Source organism: Thiosocius teredinicola (assembly GCF_002009425.1).
In the GTDB taxonomy this organism is placed as follows: Bacteria; Pseudomonadota; Gammaproteobacteria; order Chromatiales; family Chromatiaceae; genus Thiosocius; species Thiosocius teredinicola.
Genome location: NZ_CP019936.1, coordinates 1079814 through 1095956 on the forward strand (window position 1 = coordinate 1079814; position 16143 = coordinate 1095956).

Annotated in this window: 13 protein-coding genes; 2 read left to right on the forward strand and 11 right to left on the reverse strand. The window is 61.0% G+C overall.

The features are described 5' to 3' along the window. Nucleotides 1–32: 32 nt before the first annotated feature. The 11 genes from dhbA to B1781_RS05310 all read right to left on the reverse strand — a co-directional run bounded on the left by dhbA (nucleotide 33) and on the right by B1781_RS05310 (nucleotide 13288). Nucleotides 33–782 (reverse strand): 2,3-dihydro-2,3-dihydroxybenzoate dehydrogenase, encoded by a 750-nt coding sequence (dhbA, locus tag B1781_RS05260; protein WP_078118654.1) that lies wholly within the window; start codon nucleotides 780–782, stop codon nucleotides 33–35. An 18-nt stretch (nucleotides 783–800) separates the two neighbouring features. Next, a complete protein-coding gene (locus B1781_RS05265) occupies nucleotides 801–5141 on the reverse strand; it encodes a non-ribosomal peptide synthetase (protein WP_164513261.1) in 4341 nt (1446 codons plus the stop codon). Between the two features lie 4 nt (nucleotides 5142–5145). Continuing rightward, complete coding sequence (locus B1781_RS05270; RefSeq protein WP_078118656.1) at nucleotides 5146–6081, reverse strand: isochorismatase family protein; 936 nt, start codon at nucleotides 6079–6081, stop codon at nucleotides 5146–5148. Between the two features lie 37 nt (nucleotides 6082–6118). Continuing rightward, nucleotides 6119–7783, reverse strand: a complete 1665-nt coding sequence (locus B1781_RS05275) for a (2,3-dihydroxybenzoyl)adenylate synthase (protein ID WP_078118657.1) — start codon at nucleotides 7781–7783, stop codon at nucleotides 6119–6121. After that, the gene (gene dhbC / locus B1781_RS05280; RefSeq protein WP_078118658.1) at nucleotides 7783–8964 is read right to left on the reverse strand and encodes an isochorismate synthase DhbC; all 1182 of its coding nucleotides are present in this window, start codon (nucleotides 8962–8964) and stop codon (nucleotides 7783–7785) included. The genes B1781_RS05275 and dhbC overlap by 1 nt, the downstream gene beginning before the upstream one ends. Nucleotides 8965–9206: 242 nt before the next feature. After that, a complete protein-coding gene (locus B1781_RS05285; protein WP_164513262.1) occupies nucleotides 9207–9932 on the reverse strand; it encodes a 4'-phosphopantetheinyl transferase family protein in 726 nt (241 codons plus the stop codon). Nucleotides 9933–10084: 152 nt separating this feature from the next. Then, entirely contained in the window at nucleotides 10085–10429 is a 345-nt protein-coding gene (locus B1781_RS05290; RefSeq protein WP_078118660.1) for a TusE/DsrC/DsvC family sulfur relay protein, read from the reverse strand. Nucleotides 10430–10722: 293 nt separating this feature from the next. Further along, nucleotides 10723–11421 (reverse strand): type I-MYXAN CRISPR-associated protein Cas6/Cmx6, encoded by a 699-nt coding sequence (gene cas6, locus B1781_RS05295; protein WP_078118661.1) that lies wholly within the window; start codon nucleotides 11419–11421, stop codon nucleotides 10723–10725. 37 nt (nucleotides 11422–11458) lie between these two features. Beyond that, nucleotides 11459–12175, reverse strand: a complete 717-nt coding sequence (locus tag B1781_RS05300; protein WP_078118662.1) for a hypothetical protein — start codon at nucleotides 12173–12175, stop codon at nucleotides 11459–11461. A gap of 4 nt (nucleotides 12176–12179) precedes the next feature. Continuing rightward, nucleotides 12180–12368: a sulfur relay protein DsrC gene (locus B1781_RS05305; protein WP_078121933.1), complete on the reverse strand. Its 189-nt coding sequence runs from the start codon at nucleotides 12366–12368 to the stop codon at nucleotides 12180–12182. Nucleotides 12369–12373: 5 nt separating this feature from the next. Beyond that, on the reverse strand, nucleotides 12374–13288 hold the full coding sequence (locus tag B1781_RS05310) for a TauD/TfdA family dioxygenase (protein WP_334223888.1): 915 nt from the start codon (nucleotides 13286–13288) through the stop codon (nucleotides 12374–12376). A 398-nt stretch (nucleotides 13289–13686) separates the two neighbouring features. Here B1781_RS05310 and dsrA point away from each other — a divergent pair, with 398 nt between their 5' ends. Together dsrA and dsrB are read left to right on the forward strand one after the other, a co-directional pair. Continuing rightward, nucleotides 13687–14937: a dissimilatory-type sulfite reductase subunit alpha gene (gene dsrA / locus B1781_RS05315; RefSeq protein ID WP_078118663.1), complete on the forward strand. Its 1251-nt coding sequence runs from the start codon at nucleotides 13687–13689 to the stop codon at nucleotides 14935–14937. A gap of 111 nt (nucleotides 14938–15048) precedes the next feature. Beyond that, nucleotides 15049–16122 (forward strand): dissimilatory-type sulfite reductase subunit beta, encoded by a 1074-nt coding sequence (gene dsrB / locus B1781_RS05320; RefSeq protein ID WP_078118664.1) that lies wholly within the window; start codon nucleotides 15049–15051, stop codon nucleotides 16120–16122. Nucleotides 16123–16143: the final 21 nt, after the last annotated feature.

Sequence of the window (16143 nt, forward strand, 5' to 3'; positions counted from 1 at the left end):
CCGCTGAGACCTCGTGAAGGTGGGTACGGTGTCTAGCAGCCCAGCGTGGCACCGCCGTCGACGATGATGTTTTCCAGGGTGATGTGGGCAGCGCTGTCGGAGAGCAAAAACACGACAAGGTCGGCTATCTGCGCCGGTTGCGCGATGCGGCGTAACGGAATGCCCAGGCGATGGTTTTCCAATGAGCCCTTGATGACCTGTTCGGCGCCCGAGCCGTCACGCCATAGCTGGCGCTGCATCTCGGTGTCGGTCGAACCGGGTGCGACGACATTGCAGCGAACATTGAACTCGGCCAGTTCGAGACCGAGGCACTTCATCATCTGCGTCATCGCAGCCTTTGATGCCGCATAGCTGCCCATCGCGATGCGGGGAACGTTTGCCGCGTTCGAGCCGACGGCGACCATCGCGCCTTGTCGCCGCTGACGCATTCTGCGCCCGACTTCGCGGGCGAGGTTGAACGTGCCGGTGGCGTTGACCGCCAGCGTTGCCAGCCAGTCTTCGGCCGGCGCGTCGAGCAGTGGCCCCATCCGCAGGATGCCGGCAGAGCTGACCAGGTAATCGATCGGCCCGAGGCGTGCTTCAATCGTGCCGATAGCCTGCGTTACCGCGCCGGCATCGGCGACATCGACGGCGAAGCGTTCCGCATCGGGGGTGTCGTCGAACCGGATATCCAGCTCGGCAACACGTGCCCCAAACTGGCGCAGGCGTTGCACGACCGCTTTGCCGATGCCCTGGGCAGCGCCGCTGACCACAGCGGTCTTGTTGTTGAATTCCTGATACATCGAAACGCTCGCAACGGCTCAGGCCGACTCCTGCTGTGTGACGGTGCGAGCTGCAGCCGGCTTGATCCACCCTTGTTGTGTCGCATGGTGCATGTAGTTGGCAAAAGTCATGCGTTCAACGCTCGGCATCGGCAGGTCAGTGGTATCGACCATGCGTTCAAGCGCGGCGTTGGCGACGCCGCTCAAGGCGGCGCTGCCTGCCAAGGCGGCGCGTTGCTCGAAGAACGCCGCCAGTGCCTGATGATCGGGGTCGTCGGCGTTGCGCAACTGGGCAAGCCACGCCGACAGCGGTGCGGAACGCAAGGGATAATCGAGTTCGCGCAGCCAGGCGAACATCTGCTGCAAGGTGAGGCGCTGCGACGGCACGCAGTTGAACACACCGGAGTTGGTGGTTTGCCGGGCCAGCGAGACCATCGCCAACGCTACCTGATCGACCGGCGTCCAGGGTTCGGCGAAGTCGAACTCGGGCGCGCAGCCGTGATGGATGGCCGCCTGCAGGATCCGCCATGCCAGATCGCCACGGTTGAAATAACCCGAAATGCTGTGGCCGCTGACACGACCGAGTCGGTAGATTGCGACCGGTTGACCCTGTTCGGCTGCCTGCGCCAGTAGTCGCTCGGATGCCCATTTGCTCTGCTGATAGCCGTCTTGCAATCCAGCGTGCCAGGCAACGAAGTCTTCCGGCAATACATAACCGGGTGCTGCATTCATCGCACCGACGGCAATCGTCGAGACATAGTGCATTGGCACTCTTCGTGGCGTCGCGATCTCGAGCAGCGCGCGGGTCGAATCCAGATTGGCGGCGCGCAATGAGCGGTAACTACGCATCACGCTGGTGACAGCTGCGTTGTGCCAGATGGCATCGACCGTATCGCTTAGCCGTTGACGGGTCGGTTCGGACAATCCCAGACCAGTGCGTTCGAGGTCGGCGACGACGACCTCGATACGTTCTGCGTACCGGTCATAGGGCAGGTTTGCGGCGTGCAACGCGTCGCGCAGTTTTTGTCGAGCATGATGTTCGTCGCTACCGCGCAACAGGCAGACGACACGTGCGCCGGTCTGCTCGAGCAACTGGTAGAGCAATTGGGTGCCGACAAAGCCGTTCGCCCCGGTCAGCAAAACCGTGGCGACGTTGTCACTCAACAGGCCGTTGGCTGGCGGGGTGTCGTATTGCGCAACGACCGGGGTGTCGAGTCGACTGTCGTGTTCGACCTGTCGGCGAACATCTTCGTGGACAGTTCCCTGCCGGTCTTCCAACGCCGCGGCGAGTTGTCGCACGGTAGGATGTTCGAACAACAAGGTCACCGGGATGTCGTCGTTGAGCGCCGCGCTCAGGCGGTTGGCAACTTGTATCGTCTGCAGTGATTGCCCACCGAGCAGGAAGAAATCGTCATCGGCCGAGATCGTGCGTTGTCCCAACACCTGTTGCCAGGTGTCGATGATCAGTCGCTCGTGGTTGCTCAGGCTCGCAGCAGCAATGGTTGTGCTGTGTGCCGAGCTTTCGCCGCACATCTCGACCAGTCGGCGTCGATCGACTTTGCCGGCGGTACTTTTCGGCAGGCTCTCGACAATTGCCAGGCTGGTCGGCAGCATCGCTGCAGGTAAATGTGACGCAAGCTGCCGGCGAAGTTGTACCAGCGACCACGCTTTGTTCGATACGACGAAGGCGGCAAGGAACTTGCTGCCATCCGCCTGGCCGACCGCGACGAGTGCGGCTTGATCGACATCCGGCAAGCGTAGTATCGCCGCTTCGATTTCAAGTGGGTTGATTCGGTGGCCACTGATCTTGATCTCGTCGTCGATCCGGCCGCGATAGTCGATATCGCCGCTTGGTGTCAGGCAGACACGGTCTCCGGTGTGGTACACGCGCTGCGGCGCGTTGAGAAACGGCAGGTGCAACGTTCTGAAAGGCTGGTGTGAGAACGTCTCGCCGTTCAGGTAACCATTGGCCAGTCCTGCGCCGGCGAGTACCAGTTCACCGGCGACGCCGGTGGGGCAAAGATGGCCATGCACGTCGAGCACGAATACGTCACGCCCGGGTAGCGGTGTGCCGATCGAAAGTGGCGACTGCGCATTCAGCTGCGCGCAGGTGGCGACCACCGTGGCTTCGCTCGGCCCATAGGTGTTCAACAGGCGGGCGTTGTTCGGATTGACGGCATGCCATTGCGCCAGGCGCTCGGCCTGTGCCGCCTCACCGCCGATGATGACGCAGCGTAGTCGCGTGGGCAGCATCAGCCCGGCGCTGGCACAGTAGTAGACCAGCTCGTGCCAGTACGCCGTGGGTAGGTCGAGCACACTGATCCGCCAGCGGTCGCATTGCTCGATAAAGCCGGGAACGGAAGCGATCATGTCGTCGTCGCGCACGACCAGGCAGGCGCCGCTGCACAGGGTGACGAAAATCTCTTCGACGCTGGCGTCGAAGTGCAGCGGTGCGAATTGCAGCACGCGATCGTTCGCCGCGATGCCGTAGGTCTGTTGCGCGCCGACAACAAACTCCGCCAATGCCTGGTGGCTGACGACTACGCCCTTGGGTTTGCCGGTGGAGCCGGAGGTGTAGATCACATAGGCGGCCGAACGGTCGCTGGTGGAAGCCGGTGCGAACGGTTCAACGACACCGTCAAGTGCAGGGTTGTCGGCGACCAGTTCGACAAAGGCGATCGCCGGTATATCGGTACCGGCCGGCGAAGGTTGGTCGGCGTAGACCAACATACGCGGCTGGGCATCGTCGAGAATCGTGCGGTTACGCAGTTCCGGGCCGTGGGGATCAATGAACACATAAGCCGCGCCGATCATCAATAGCGCGAGACTGGTGGTAACGGCTTCTTTGCCGCGTGGTAGGGCCAGGGCGACGAGGTCGCCTTCCTCGATATCCAGCGCCTTGAGGCGTCGTGCAAGCTGTTCGCAAGCGGCATGCAGTTGCGCGTAGCTCAATTCATTATGACCGTCGACCAACGCCGTTGCGTGCGGGCGCTGCCGTGCCTGCTCGGCGAACAGGGTTGTCACCGGGCGTACCGGTGTGTCGAACGCCGGGCCTTGCAGATACGACAGCTTGCCGAGGTCGGCGCGTAGCGGAGCGTCCGGTTCTGCAATCAACTGATCGATCTGATCCAACGTCTGCGCTTGCAGGTATTCGATGTCGCGTTGGGTGTAGCGCAACGGGTTGGCGTCGAGATCGAAACGCAGGCTGCCATCGGCGTCGACGATGAAGTTGAACGAGATGTCTTCGACCGGGCCGGCCGATAGCGTTCTACTGCGGCAGGTCGTGCCCGCAAAGTGCATGGCACGGTCGAACGGCATGACGTTGACCACCGGGCCGAACAGGCGACGTTCACCGCCGACGGCTTGTAGATCGCGGCGCAGGTGTTCGTAGCGGTAGCGTTGGTGAGGCGCCGTCGCGCGCATGGCGCCGGCCACTTGATCGAGCAATTCGGAGAACACGCTGCTGCGATCGAGGCGAATACGCAACGGGATGATGTTCATGACCATGGCCGGCACGCGCAGGCTGACCGAGCCCATGCGGCCCATGATCGGGATGCCCAGTGTTAGTTCGCCGGCGGCGCGTTGTCGGTACAGGAGGTAGGCGACCAGGCTCATAAAGAAGTTTGGCCAGCCGACGCCGCGCTGCTGGCACAGGTGCTTGATGGCCTGCATCCGCTCAGGCGGGATCAGTGCCGGCGCGTGTACTGCCCGATCGCTGATCGGTGATGGCGTGTCGTTGAACGACACCGGCTGGACGAGGCCTTGCATGTACTGCTGCCAAAAGTGTCGGTCGGCATCGTGGTGTTGTGACGCATGATATTGGCGATCCTCGTCGACGACGTTTGCCAGCGTTCTGTATGAGCGCGCGTTGGTGGTCTCGTCAGGCGTCTGCGCGCCCCGCGCGACGGCATGGTTGTAGCGTTCGATAACGCGTTGTGCGATCAGGTTGAAGGCATAGCCATCGGCTGCGATGTGGTGCACCTGTTGGTACCACTTATAGCGCTCGTCCCCGAGTTTGAACAACACCTGGCGGAACAACGAGCCGCGCGCCAGATCGGCGGTCTGTGCCAACAGTCCACGCATCATTTCGTCGGCACGCTGCTGCGGGTCGCTGGCATTGCTGAGATCGACGATATCGATCTGGGGTTCGGTGATCTTTACAGCCTGTTGCAGATTGTCGCCGTCCTGCCGGTAGACGGTATGCATCGCATCGCATTCCAGCAGCGTTCGGCGCAACGCGGTAACGAACTGGTCGACGTGGAACACGCCACCGATATCGATGACCTCGGCCGCGTTGTACATCGGACTGTCGGGATTGAGCGATTGTCCGAGCCAGATGCCCTTCTGCGCCTCGCTCAGTGGCAAGACAGGCTGTGCCACAGGGTTATGCACGGCGTCGTACTTCGCCAGCGGGTGCGTCGGTTGCAAGGCGCTGTTCGATCAGCGCCCACCAGGTGCCTACACTGGTCGATTCGGCGAGTTCCGTGAAGCTGACATCGGCGCCTATCTCTCGCCAGGTCTCGAGCAGGCTCATCAGGCGAATCGAGTCCAGTCCCAGGTACATCAGGTTATCGTCGTCGCCCACTTCGTCGACGGAGATGCCCAGGCTGTCGGCAATCTGCAGTTTCATCGTCGCGAGATTCAGCGGCAGTTTCGATGGGTCCGACGTGGGGGCGTGAGCGGCGTTGCGCAACATCGCAATGGCATTGTCCAACAACGCCACGACGCCGCAACGCTGAGCGACGTAGTTCAGCGCCATGCTTTGCTCTGCGGCGCTGAAATCGGCGACCGCATTGCCGACAACGAAGGTTTGGATGTCGCTCATAAAGGCTTCGAGACTGGTGGCCAGGATGCCGATGTGTGCGTACACGCCGCAGACGATCAACTGGTCGCGTCCTTCTTCGCGCATGAAGTCGTGCAGCGGTGTGCGCTGGAACGCGCTGTAGCGCCACTTGGTGTATTGCCGGTCGTCGCCGTCGGGTTGTACGCCGGCGTCGATAGCCTGCGCATGGGCATCATCGGCCAAGCCCGTTCCCCAGAAATCGGTCAGCAGGGCGCGATCGTGTGGCGATTGATTGCCGGGTTGTGCCGTGTAGACCACCGGCACGCCGACCTCTTTGCACACGTCGCGCAACCGCCGAATGTTCGGCAGCAGCTCGGTGATGGGTTCGCGGTCGCGATCGTAGAAGTCGAGGAAGTAGTTCTGCATGTCGTGCACAAGCAACACGGCTCGCGCAGGGTCGAGTTGCCAATCGGCGCGGTTGACCGGCGTCGTCTCGACATCGGCGAGGGCATAGGGTTGGATCTTGGGTATGGCCATGGGTGTATCTCGTTGCGGTTGGTCGGCTTGTGCGTGATCAGCCGTTCACGGTGGCGGGTGGCTCGTCGGCCAAGAGGATGCGCAGCGCCTGCTTGTTGATCTTGCCGAAGCTTGTCTTGGGTAACTCTGTGTGGAACTCGAAACGGTCGGGGATCTTGTAATCGGCAAGGCCGCGTTCACTGAGAAAACGGCGCAGCACGGAGGCTTTCGCCGGCGTTGTGCTCTCGGGCTTCGGCACGACGAAGGCACAGGTTTTTTCGCCGAGATAGGCGTCGGGCATGGCGACGACGGCGACGTCATGCACCTGGTGATGCGCCAGTAGCTGGTTCTCGACTTCTTCGGCAGCGACTTTTTCGCCACCACGATTGATCTGGTCTTTGACGCGCCCTTCGACGATCAGGTAGCCGTGCTCATCGAGACGCACAACGTCGCCGGTACGGTAAAAGCCATCATGAGTGAACGCACGGCGGTTGTGCTCGTCGGCGCGGAAGTAGCCACGGATCGTGTAGGGGCCGCGCGTCAGCAGCTCACCGGTCTGGCCGGGCGTCACCTCGTTGTCGTCGGCGTCGACGACACGAATCTCGTCGGCCGGCGAGATGGGGCGCCCCTGGGTATGCAAGACGATCTCATCGGGATCGTCGAGGCGGGTGTAGTTGACCAGGCCCTCGGCCATGCCGAACACCTGTTGCAGCTTGCAACCGAAGGCGGCGACCAGTCGGCGTGCGGGTTCCGAGCCGAACTTGGCGCCACCGACCTGAAGCACCTCAAGGCTTGAAAGATCGTGGGTGGCATTCGTGGCGGCGTTCATCCATACCAGCGCCAGCGGCGGTACCAGGGCGGTGATGGTCACGCGATGCTTGGCGATCAGTTCCAACGCCTTGTCGGGGGCAGCAGTTTCCGCCATCACGACGCAGCCGCCTGCGTACAGGGTGCCGAGTATGCCGGGTGAACTGTGAGGAAAGTTGTGTGCGGCGGGCAGAGCGGCAAGATAGACCGACTGAGGGTGCAGGCCGCAGATGTGGGCACTCTCACGCACGCTGTAGTAATAGTCGTCGTGGGTGCGTGGGATCAGTTTGGGGATGTTCGTCGTGCCGCCCGACAGTTGTAGCAATGCAATCGAGGACGCATCGACGCGAGGTTGTTCGATGGGTTCGCGATACAGACTGTCGAGCGCGACCAGATTGTTCGCTTCGCCGTCGATGATGGCGTATTGCAGGGGAGTCTCTGCCAACAGCCGGCGCGCCAGATCTCGGTAGTCGACCTGGCCAGCTTTGTCGGTCGTGATATAGGCCTTGGCGCCACTGATCGTGCAGAAATGCGCGAGTTCGAGTAAACGGTGCGCGGGCAGGGCGTATACCGGCACCGCGCCGATGCGGAACAGGGCGAAGATCACTTCGACCAACGATCCGCGGTTCGGCAACTGCACCACGACCTTGTCCTGGTGGCCGATACCCAGTGCAGCGAAGCCGGCGGCCAGACGATCGACGCGGCGGTCGAGTTGTGCGTAGGTCCAGCAGCGCTCGTTGTCGACGAGCGCGGTGTTGTCTGGAAAGTGCTCGAGCCCGCGCCGCAGGATGCGGTCGAGCGGTTCGCCCGTCCAGTAGCCGGCGCTGCGGTAGCGCGCAGCGCTCTCTTCATCCCACGGGGTGAAGTCGGGCCCGTTCACGAGGTGGTCAGCGGTAATCGGTTCGGAGGATGTCATCAGATGCCGAGCGCCTGACGCATGGTGTTGAACTTGGCCTCGGTTTCGTGAAACTCCTTATGTGGATCCGAACCGTCGACAATGCCGGCACCGGCATACAGGCGGATCGCCCGATCGCTGACCTCGGCGCAACGAATGGTGACCACCCACTCGCCGTCGCCGCGGGCATCGCACCAGCCGACCATGCCGGTGAACAGGTCGCGGGCGTGCGGCTCGATCTCGGCGATGGCGCGCGATGCGGCCGGTGTGGGATAGCCGCATACGGCGGGTGTTGGGTGCATCGCCAGCGCGAGTTCCAACGAGCTGGGCAGGTTGTCGTTCAGTTCGCCTTCGATGCGGGTCGATAGGTGCCACATGGTGCGCGTGGTGATCAGCGAAGGTTCGGCCGGCACGTCCAAGGTCTTGCAGAATGGACGCAAGGCCTGTTCGATCGCCCGGATAACCAGCGCGTGTTCGTGGCGGTCTTTTTCCGAGGCGAGCAATTGCTCGGCGTGCCGGCGGTCGATTGCGGGATCGTCGCTACGCGGTTCCGAGCCGGCCAGCGGATTGGCGATGATCTTGTTGCCACGGCGCGAGATCAGCAGTTCAGGGCTGGCGCCGATCAGGGCGCGGAACGATTGACCGGCGTCTTGCTGAAGATCGATCGCAAAGGTGTAGCCGTGTTTGTTCGCGGCTTCGAGGTTGCGCACCAGCGTGGCCAGGTCTGGGGTTTTCTCACAATCGACATGCAGGGTGCGCGATAGCACCACCTTGTCGAGTTCGCCGCGGGCGAAACGTTGCAGCGCCTGTTTGACGCCACCCAGGTAGGCTGCCTGCTCAGGAAAGCTCGATACCGAAAACCGGCCCAGTTCGACGGCATGCCGATCGGCCTGCGATGCGCGGTCAACCGATTGGGTTTTGACGTTGGTGCTGACCCGTAGGTAGTTCTTCTGGGCGATATCGAACGGGATGGCGCCGACCACGATGGCGTCTTCAAAGCCCAGCTCGCTGGCCAGGCGGAGGGATTCGCTCACTTGCTGCGACAGGTCTTTCATGCCGGTCACGAGCAGCGATGCAAACGGTGGCTGGGCTAGTAGTGCCTGGCTGGACGATGAAAAGAACACCGATGCGCCGCCCTGGTACTCGTCGACCAGACGTGCGGGTGCTCGGAAAATGTCATTGGCAACAAGTGTTTCGCGCATTGATTCAGTCCTCTGCAAACGCGGCATGTGCCGTGGGTGTTGCTGATCTGAAGAGCACGGCACCCGGCGGTGGCCATTGCTTGCTTCGGTAATACAAATCGCAATCATTCGTATTTACAGAATGGATTTAAGCAAACGGGGCGAGGGCTGTATAGGGAAAAACAGTTTGCTAAACAGGCAAAACGTTATGCGGAATCGCCACCCGACCACGACCCGCGTCGGTCGCCCGGCCGAGGCTTAGCTCATGAGTCGACGGGGAAATACTTGAACGACGGGGTATCGGCGGCGCTGCAACGGATGGCGACGCTGAGCAGGTGCGACTCGCTCAGTTGTCGGTGGCGAAAGTGCCAGAGTTGGGGATGTGGTTCGATGTTGTGAGGCGCCGATAGCGAGGCAACATCGCCTTCTTCTGCGGCAAAGATCAACGCGTGCGTCGGAAAGCCAATGCCGATGCCGCGCGCCTTGACGTAGGCTTCACGCAGCGTCCAGCCGATGTAAAAGGCTTGCAGGTGTTGCGTCCCGTCGAGTGTTTCCAACGCCGCAGTCTCGGCCGGCGAAAACATGCGGGCCGCGACCCCTTCGATATTGCGTTTGGCTTCGAGACGTTCGGCATCCACTCCGCAATCCATGGCCCGCGTCACCACGCAGGCGGCGAAGCCGCGCGTATGGGTGAGATTGAAGCGCAGGTTCGGAACTGCGGCGTTGTCGATCTCCGGGCGCCCTTTTTCGGCGATTCGAAATAGCCACTCGTGCGGCTGTAATGCGGCGTACTTTGACAGTGTTTGGCGCAACAGCAGATGTGATTCGAGGTAGAGGAAACGGTCACGCTCGAAACGAAACCGCGAGTAGCGCGCCTGTTCGTCGGCCGACAGGGTCGCCAGCCTGTCCGGGCCGACAGGCGTTTGCGCCGGCGCAGGAATCTCGCGATACCAGATGTGGGCCTCGTTGTCGGCCAGTTCAAGCGGCATGACAAAGGTGGGTATGTTGCAGGCGCGGCGGCATGCCGTCAGTCTGACATACCCGCCGGGCATTCTGCTGACCGGTGCCGTAAAGAAAAAGGCAGCCCGCGGGCTGCCTTTTTGCAACGTTCCCGTCGGGAACGCGTGCGCTGCTCGGCGACTCAGTAACCGCCTTTGCGCGCAACGTAGGGCAGGCCGGCGATGCGGTTGCCCTGTTTGCTGGGTGCGCCGGGGAACAGGTTGTAAAGGTCTTTGCTGCTGACCTTCTTGCCCCAGACCTTGCCCATGTCTTTGTTGATCTGGCGTTCCATCGGCTGGTTGCCATTATTGTCGAAGAATTCTTCGCGCAGGTATTTCAACACATCCCAGTGTTCCTGGGTCAGTTCGCCCATGGTGTCGTCGGCTGCGGCGAGCGCCTTCGCCACGTCTTCGTCCCATGCGTTCGGGTCGACGAGGTTGCCGTTGCCATCGAGTTCGACCGATTTACCGTTCACGTCCAAAGCCATGTTGTCTGCTCCTCTTTGAAATGACGAGTGTTGTTTGCATGTCTGCCCAAAGCTCGTTCCGGCAAGCCCTCAGCCACGCAATTCGACCTCATCATGTGTCCAGCGTTGGCGGGGAGTCTCCGTGGCAGCGGATGCCACTGGGGAGATTCGCCGGGCGGCTTGGCGAGCCCTCTCATCGACTGTCAGCGTTGCCGCGATCTATGCCGGGCCGCTGAAATCTGGCGGGCGATTGTATTTGAATATCAGGATTTGTTAAACCACCGGCATTTTGGCGTCTGTTCGCAGTTCGCGGTTCAGCTGTCGTCTTCGGCCTTTTTTACCGCCTCGATGCCCTTGTGCGGGATCACGATGCCACACCCCATCCGGCGCAAGGGGCCGATGCCTTCTTCCTGCAATTGCACCGAATCGTCGGCGCTCAGGTCGGCGATCATGATGCTGCGCGTCTGGATCGGGCCTTCGGGTCCGGCCATTTCCGCGGTCTTGCCACACAGGGCCTTTTTCACCCGGATACCGCGGTCGGCCAGGTGCGAGACGATGCGTTGCAGGAAGGCGTTTTCGTCGTCTTCCTCGCCCGGTTCGAGCGCGACGTGACGTGCGAACACCGTGCTCTGGCTCGACAGCTTCTTCTGCTTTGGCTTGCCGATGGTCATCTCGCAACCGGCCACGTCGATCTGTGCGCCTTCCAGTGCCTGTTCGACGGCAGCGATGTGTTCACGCGGTACGCGCAGCGTCAACTTGGTGCGGCGCGACAGGATCAGTTTCTGTCCCAATTTCGGATCGGGGCGCTCCCAGCCGTTTTGCGATCCGGCGAGATGGATCGTGTGGATGCCGAAACGATCGTCGTCGATCGCCGGCAAATGCGCCTGGATGGCGGCAGACAGATCGTGTGCGTGATCGACCGGCAGTTCGCGGCAACGGATGTCGAATACCAGGTCGACGATGTCTTCCGGCACATCCAGTTTTTTCGGTTTGTCGTCTTCTTGCCAGAACATGGGGCCTCCCGCGCGGCAGCGTGCCGTGCGCTTTCAATCAGTTCGACGGAATCTGCGCCTGCAGTGCGTCACGATCGAACCACCATTGATCCTGCACCAGCACGTCGACCACGTTGCGCAGGCGTACCAGGAACTTGTCGGGATCGTTGAGCTCGAGCTTCTCGACCCACAGGTCGAACTGGTCCTGGGTTTCGACCTCGCTGTGGCGACGCGCCACTTTGCCGAGCAGTTGCTGGGCAAAGAAGCCGAGCCGTTCCTTCTCCGGGCCTTCATCGGCGCGCACGTCGGCCAGGAAACAGGCGGTGGCCGCAGCGACGGCGGCGCCATCGGAATCGTCCGGCGTGTCGTCGACCACGCGGCTCAGCAGGTTGACCGAAACTTCCGGGTCGATCGGAAAGGTCACACCCAGCCAGATGCCGTGGCCGAGGGCGATCAGGGAATCATCCTGGTCGCACTCATAAAGTATGTTGCAGGCATCGGCTGCCGCCTCCCATTCCTGCTCTTGCAGTAGGATGCCCAGCGCGGTGTAAGCGATAGGCCAGGCCTCGTCGCCGCGTTCGAGAATCTGCAACGCGCGGCCGATTTCCAGCTGCAGGCCGGCACGCTGCATGGCCGAGGCGTTTTCCGGCAGTCGCGCGAGCTGCTCGCGCAATTCAACCAGTTCGCCTTCGAGCTGGGCCTGCTGGCCGAGTTGTTTGCGCAGCGAGTCGGCCGCGGTGTCTTCGAGTTCGTCGGGCTTGAAGAATTCGACCATCGTCTCAGTACCTGCTGTTGAACGTGGCTTCCAGCTGGTCTTCCCAGTCGGACGGCGTGTCGGGGAAGGGCGGTTTGACATCGAAGCGCAAAAACATCTCGCCCTGACGGGCAAATTCTTTGACCGCATCCTTGAGTTCGTCGAAGTTCTGGAGTTCCTGATTGGCGATCAGGATCTTGCTCAGGTACAGCATGTCGTTCATTTCTCCCGCGGTACCGGCAGGCGCTGGTAATAGCGCGCCCGGTACATCAGTCTTTTCGAGCCGGCGCCGGGTTCGTCGCGGAAACCGTCGCGGCGGTGCAGCACATTGTTGCTGATGATGCCTTCGCCGGCGTTCAGGCGATAACGGAAGATGTGGTCATCCCCTCGCTTAAACAAGTCCAGCAGAAAAGCGGCGGCTTCACGGGTGGGTGCATCGTCTTTCCAGATGACGTTGCGCTGGCGCGCTGAATAGCGCATGTGCAGGCTGCCGTCGATCGGCGACACCGAGAACACCGGTCCGCTGTGGTCGGGGCGGATCTCTTCGCCCTGTTCCGTGTTGCTGGGGATGGTAAAGGCATCGGGCGCCATCAATGCCTCGATCCATTCCGGGTTTTCGTCGCGCAGGCGGATATACGCGATCTCGTGATCCATGATCTCGTTGGCGCCGCCCTCCGCTGCGGGCTGGGCGCAAAACAGCAGCCAGGCGCGCACCTGGTGTTGGCCGGCGTTGTAGTAGCCGTCGGTGTGCCATCCGAGCGGGCGGTTGGTGTAGGGGATATAGATATGATCGGTGTCGGTGGGTTTGACCGTGATGGCGGTCAGGCCGCTGTCTTCGGCACACAGGTTTTGATCGAGATCGAGCAGGCCGAAGCGTCGGCCGAGCGCACGCAGCGCAGATTCGGTCTGGCCGAGCGCCTCTTTGATACGAAAGAACGCAAAATTGCGCCGCTCGCAGGTCGACAGCAGTGTCTGCTGTTCTACGCCTTGCAGATCACCCGGGTCATTGATCTCGACCACGGCCGGCAGACCGGTTTCGGCCAGTTTCTGCTCACGCCAACGCTGATACGCATCGTCGTCGTTCAGCGCAAATGGCGATGAGTCTGCGGGGATGGCGTACATGCTGGTATTCATAGTCAAACTCGCGTGTCGGCTCACGCGCCCGGTCCGAGGAGTAATTAGTAGTTTAGAATACTCTAAATCAGCGCTGGCAGTACCGCAGGTCAAAAGAATCCGCGAATCAGATGCCTGCATTGGATTCGTTGATGCGGGGTTAAAACCCGCATATCCCCAAAGGGATAGATGCTTATCCCCTCTATCCCCCAATGGTGGAGTATGGGAAAGGGCAATGGTCCCCTAATATTAGCCACCGTTGATAGGGGGCATGTCTATCGGGCATCTGCACGGGTCCTGCACACGGTTTGCCCTCTTCGGAACAGTGACCCCAGGATCACGTCGTTCGGTCGATGCAATCGGCTCGGCGACAGCGGGATTCCGCCAAATACGAACGATTAGTCAGGAGAAACAGCGACATGGCAATCGACCAGTATCCAACACCTATGCTCGACCAGCTCGAGGAAGGTCCGTGGCCGAGCTTCATCAGCGGCATCAAACGCCTGCGTGACCAGCACCCGGAACAGCGTATCAATGAGGTGACCAATTCTCTGCTCGGTCAGCTCGAACACTCTTATGAAACCCGCAAAGGGTACTGGAAGGGTGGCACCGTTTCCGTCTATGGATACGGTGGCGGCATCATCCCGCGTTTCTCCGAGGTCGGTAAGGCCTTCCCCGAATCGAAAGAATTCCACACGCTGCGCGTTCAGCCGCCGGCGGGTAACCACTACAGTACCGGCATGCTGCGCCAGCTCGCAGACAGCTGGGAGAAGTGGGGCTCTGGTCTGGTGACCTTCCACGGTCAGACCGGCAACATCATGTTCATCGGTACCAACACCGCGAACACCCAGCACTTCTTCGACGAAATCAACGACTACGGATGGGACCTCGGCGGCGCCGGCCCGTGCGTACGTACCGCGATGTCCTGCGTCGGTGCGGCACGTTGTGAAATGTCTTGCACCAACGAGCAGAAGGCACACCGTCTGCTGGTCAACAACTTCACCGACGACGTGCACCGTCCGGCTCTGCCGTACAAGTTCAAGTTCAAGGTCTCGGGTTGCCCGAACGACTGCCAGAACGCCATCGAGCGTGCTGACTTCGCAGTCATCGGTACCTGGCGCGACGACATGAAAGTCAACCAGGACGAGTGGAAGGCGTATGTTGGTCGCAAGGGTCGTCAGCACACCATCGACAACATCATCAGCCGCTGCCCGACCAACGCGCTGTCGCTGAAAGACGACGACTCGCTGGAAGTCAACAACAAGGACTGCGTGCGCTGCATGCACTGTCTGAACGTTGTGCCGAAGGCGCTGCACCCTGGCGACGACCGTGGCGTGACCATCCTGATCGGTGGTAAGCGTACGCTGAAGATCGGCGACCTGATGGGTACCGTAGTCGTTCCGTTCAAAAAGCTCGACACCGAGGAAGACTGGGAATCGCTGGTCGAACTCGCCGAAGAGATCATCGATTTCTGGGCAGAGAACGCCCTGGAACACGAGCGTTGCGGTGAGATGATCGAGCGTATCGGTCTGGTCAACTTCCTGGAAGGTGTCGGCGTCGAAGTCGATCCGAACATGGTCAACCACCCGCGCGAATGTTCTTACATCCGTATGGATGGTTGGGACGACGAGGCAGTCAAGTGGTTCGATCGTCAGGCCGAAGCGTCCTGATCCAGATCTAGACCGTTTGGTTAAGAGAAATCTACCCCGCGGGCGGCCGTAACAAACGGTCGCTTCGCAGGGAAAGCTTTACGCGAATAGCCCCGCTTTTTGGAGGGAAAAATGGCGAAAGAAATGCGCGAGCCGATCGAGACAGGTTGTCCTGATCCGTTCCAGTACATGCACCCCGTGATGCGTCGCAACTTCGGTTTGTGGGCGTACCACGAGCATCCCCGTCCCGGCGTTCTGCTGCACGTTGCCAAAAACGGCGACAAAGTCTGGACCATCCGTGTAGGTACCCAGCGTATCCTCGACGTGTTCACCCTGCGCACCCTGTGCGACATCGGCGACACCTACGGCGAAGGCTACGTTCACTTCACCATCCGTTCGAACATCGAATACATGGTTACCGACGAAGCCAAAGTCGATCCGCTGATCAAAGCGATCGAAGACGCCGGCTTCATCGTTGGTGGTACGCAGAACTCCGTCACCATGATCTCGCACACCCAGGGCTGGTTGCACTGCGACATCCCGGGCACCGACGCATCGGGCGTGGTCAAGTCGATGATGGATGAGCTGATCGACGAGTTTAAACAGGCGAACATGCCGAACCGTGTGCATATCACCACCTCTTGCTGCCAGATCAACTGTGGTGGCCAGGGCGATATCGCCATCAACGTTCAGCACACCAAGCCGCCGAAGATCAACCACGATCTGGTCGCCAACGTGTGTGAGCGTCCGTCGGTTGTTGCACGTTGCCCGGTAGCGGCTATTCGTCCTGCCATGGTTAACGGCAAGCCGTCGCTTGAAGTCGACGAGAAGAAGTGCATCTGCTGTGGTGCCTGCTTCCCGCCGTGCCCGCCGATGCAGATCAACGACGCCGAGCACACCAAGCTGGCCATCTGGGTTGGTGGTAACCACTCGAACGCACGTGGCAAGCCGACCTTCCAGAAGCTGGTTGCAGCGGGCATCCCGAACAACCCGCCGCGTTGGCCGGAAGCAACCGCCATCGTCAAGCGCATCCTGAAGGCCTACAAAGAAGGCGCACGTGATTGGGAGCGTATTAACGAGTGGATCGAGCGTATCGGTTGGCCGCGCTTCTTCGAGGAAGTCGAGCTGCCGTTCACCAAGTACCACATCGACAACTGGCGTGGTGCTCGTAAGAGCTTGAACTCTTCCGCTTACATCCGCTTCTGATAGCGGATCGACAGACGAGGT

Excerpts from the sequence above, each read along its gene's own strand:
- B1781_RS05300 (WP_078118662.1), bottom strand. The coding sequence starts at position 12,175 with ATGGTCGAATTCTTCAAGCCCGACGAACTCGAAGACACCGCGGCCGAC.
- dhbC (WP_078118658.1), bottom strand. The coding sequence starts at position 8,964 with ATGCGCGAAACACTTGTTGCCAATGACATTTTCCGAGCACCCGCACGT.
- B1781_RS05270 (WP_078118656.1), bottom strand. The coding sequence starts at position 6,081 with ATGGCCATACCCAAGATCCAACCCTATGCCCTCGCCGATGTCGAGACG.
- dhbA (WP_078118654.1), bottom strand. The coding sequence starts at position 782 with ATGTATCAGGAATTCAACAACAAGACCGCTGTGGTCAGCGGCGCTGCC.
- dsrB (WP_078118664.1), top strand. The coding sequence starts at position 15,049 with ATGGCGAAAGAAATGCGCGAGCCGATCGAGACAGGTTGTCCTGATCCG.
- cas6 (WP_078118661.1), bottom strand. The coding sequence starts at position 11,421 with ATGTTCTGGCAAGAAGACGACAAACCGAAAAAACTGGATGTGCCGGAA.
- B1781_RS05290 (WP_078118660.1), bottom strand. The coding sequence starts at position 10,429 with ATGGCTTTGGACGTGAACGGTAAATCGGTCGAACTCGATGGCAACGGC.
- B1781_RS05305 (WP_078121933.1), bottom strand. The coding sequence starts at position 12,368 with ATGCTGTACCTGAGCAAGATCCTGATCGCCAATCAGGAACTCCAGAAC.
- B1781_RS05285 (WP_164513262.1), bottom strand. The coding sequence starts at position 9,932 with ATGCCGCTTGAACTGGCCGACAACGAGGCCCACATCTGGTATCGCGAG.
- B1781_RS05310 (WP_334223888.1), bottom strand. The coding sequence starts at position 13,288 with ATGAATACCAGCATGTACGCCATCCCCGCAGACTCATCGCCATTTGCG.
- dsrA (WP_078118663.1), top strand. The coding sequence starts at position 13,687 with ATGGCAATCGACCAGTATCCAACACCTATGCTCGACCAGCTCGAGGAA.
- B1781_RS05275 (WP_078118657.1), bottom strand. The coding sequence starts at position 7,783 with ATGACATCCTCCGAACCGATTACCGCTGACCACCTCGTGAACGGGCCC.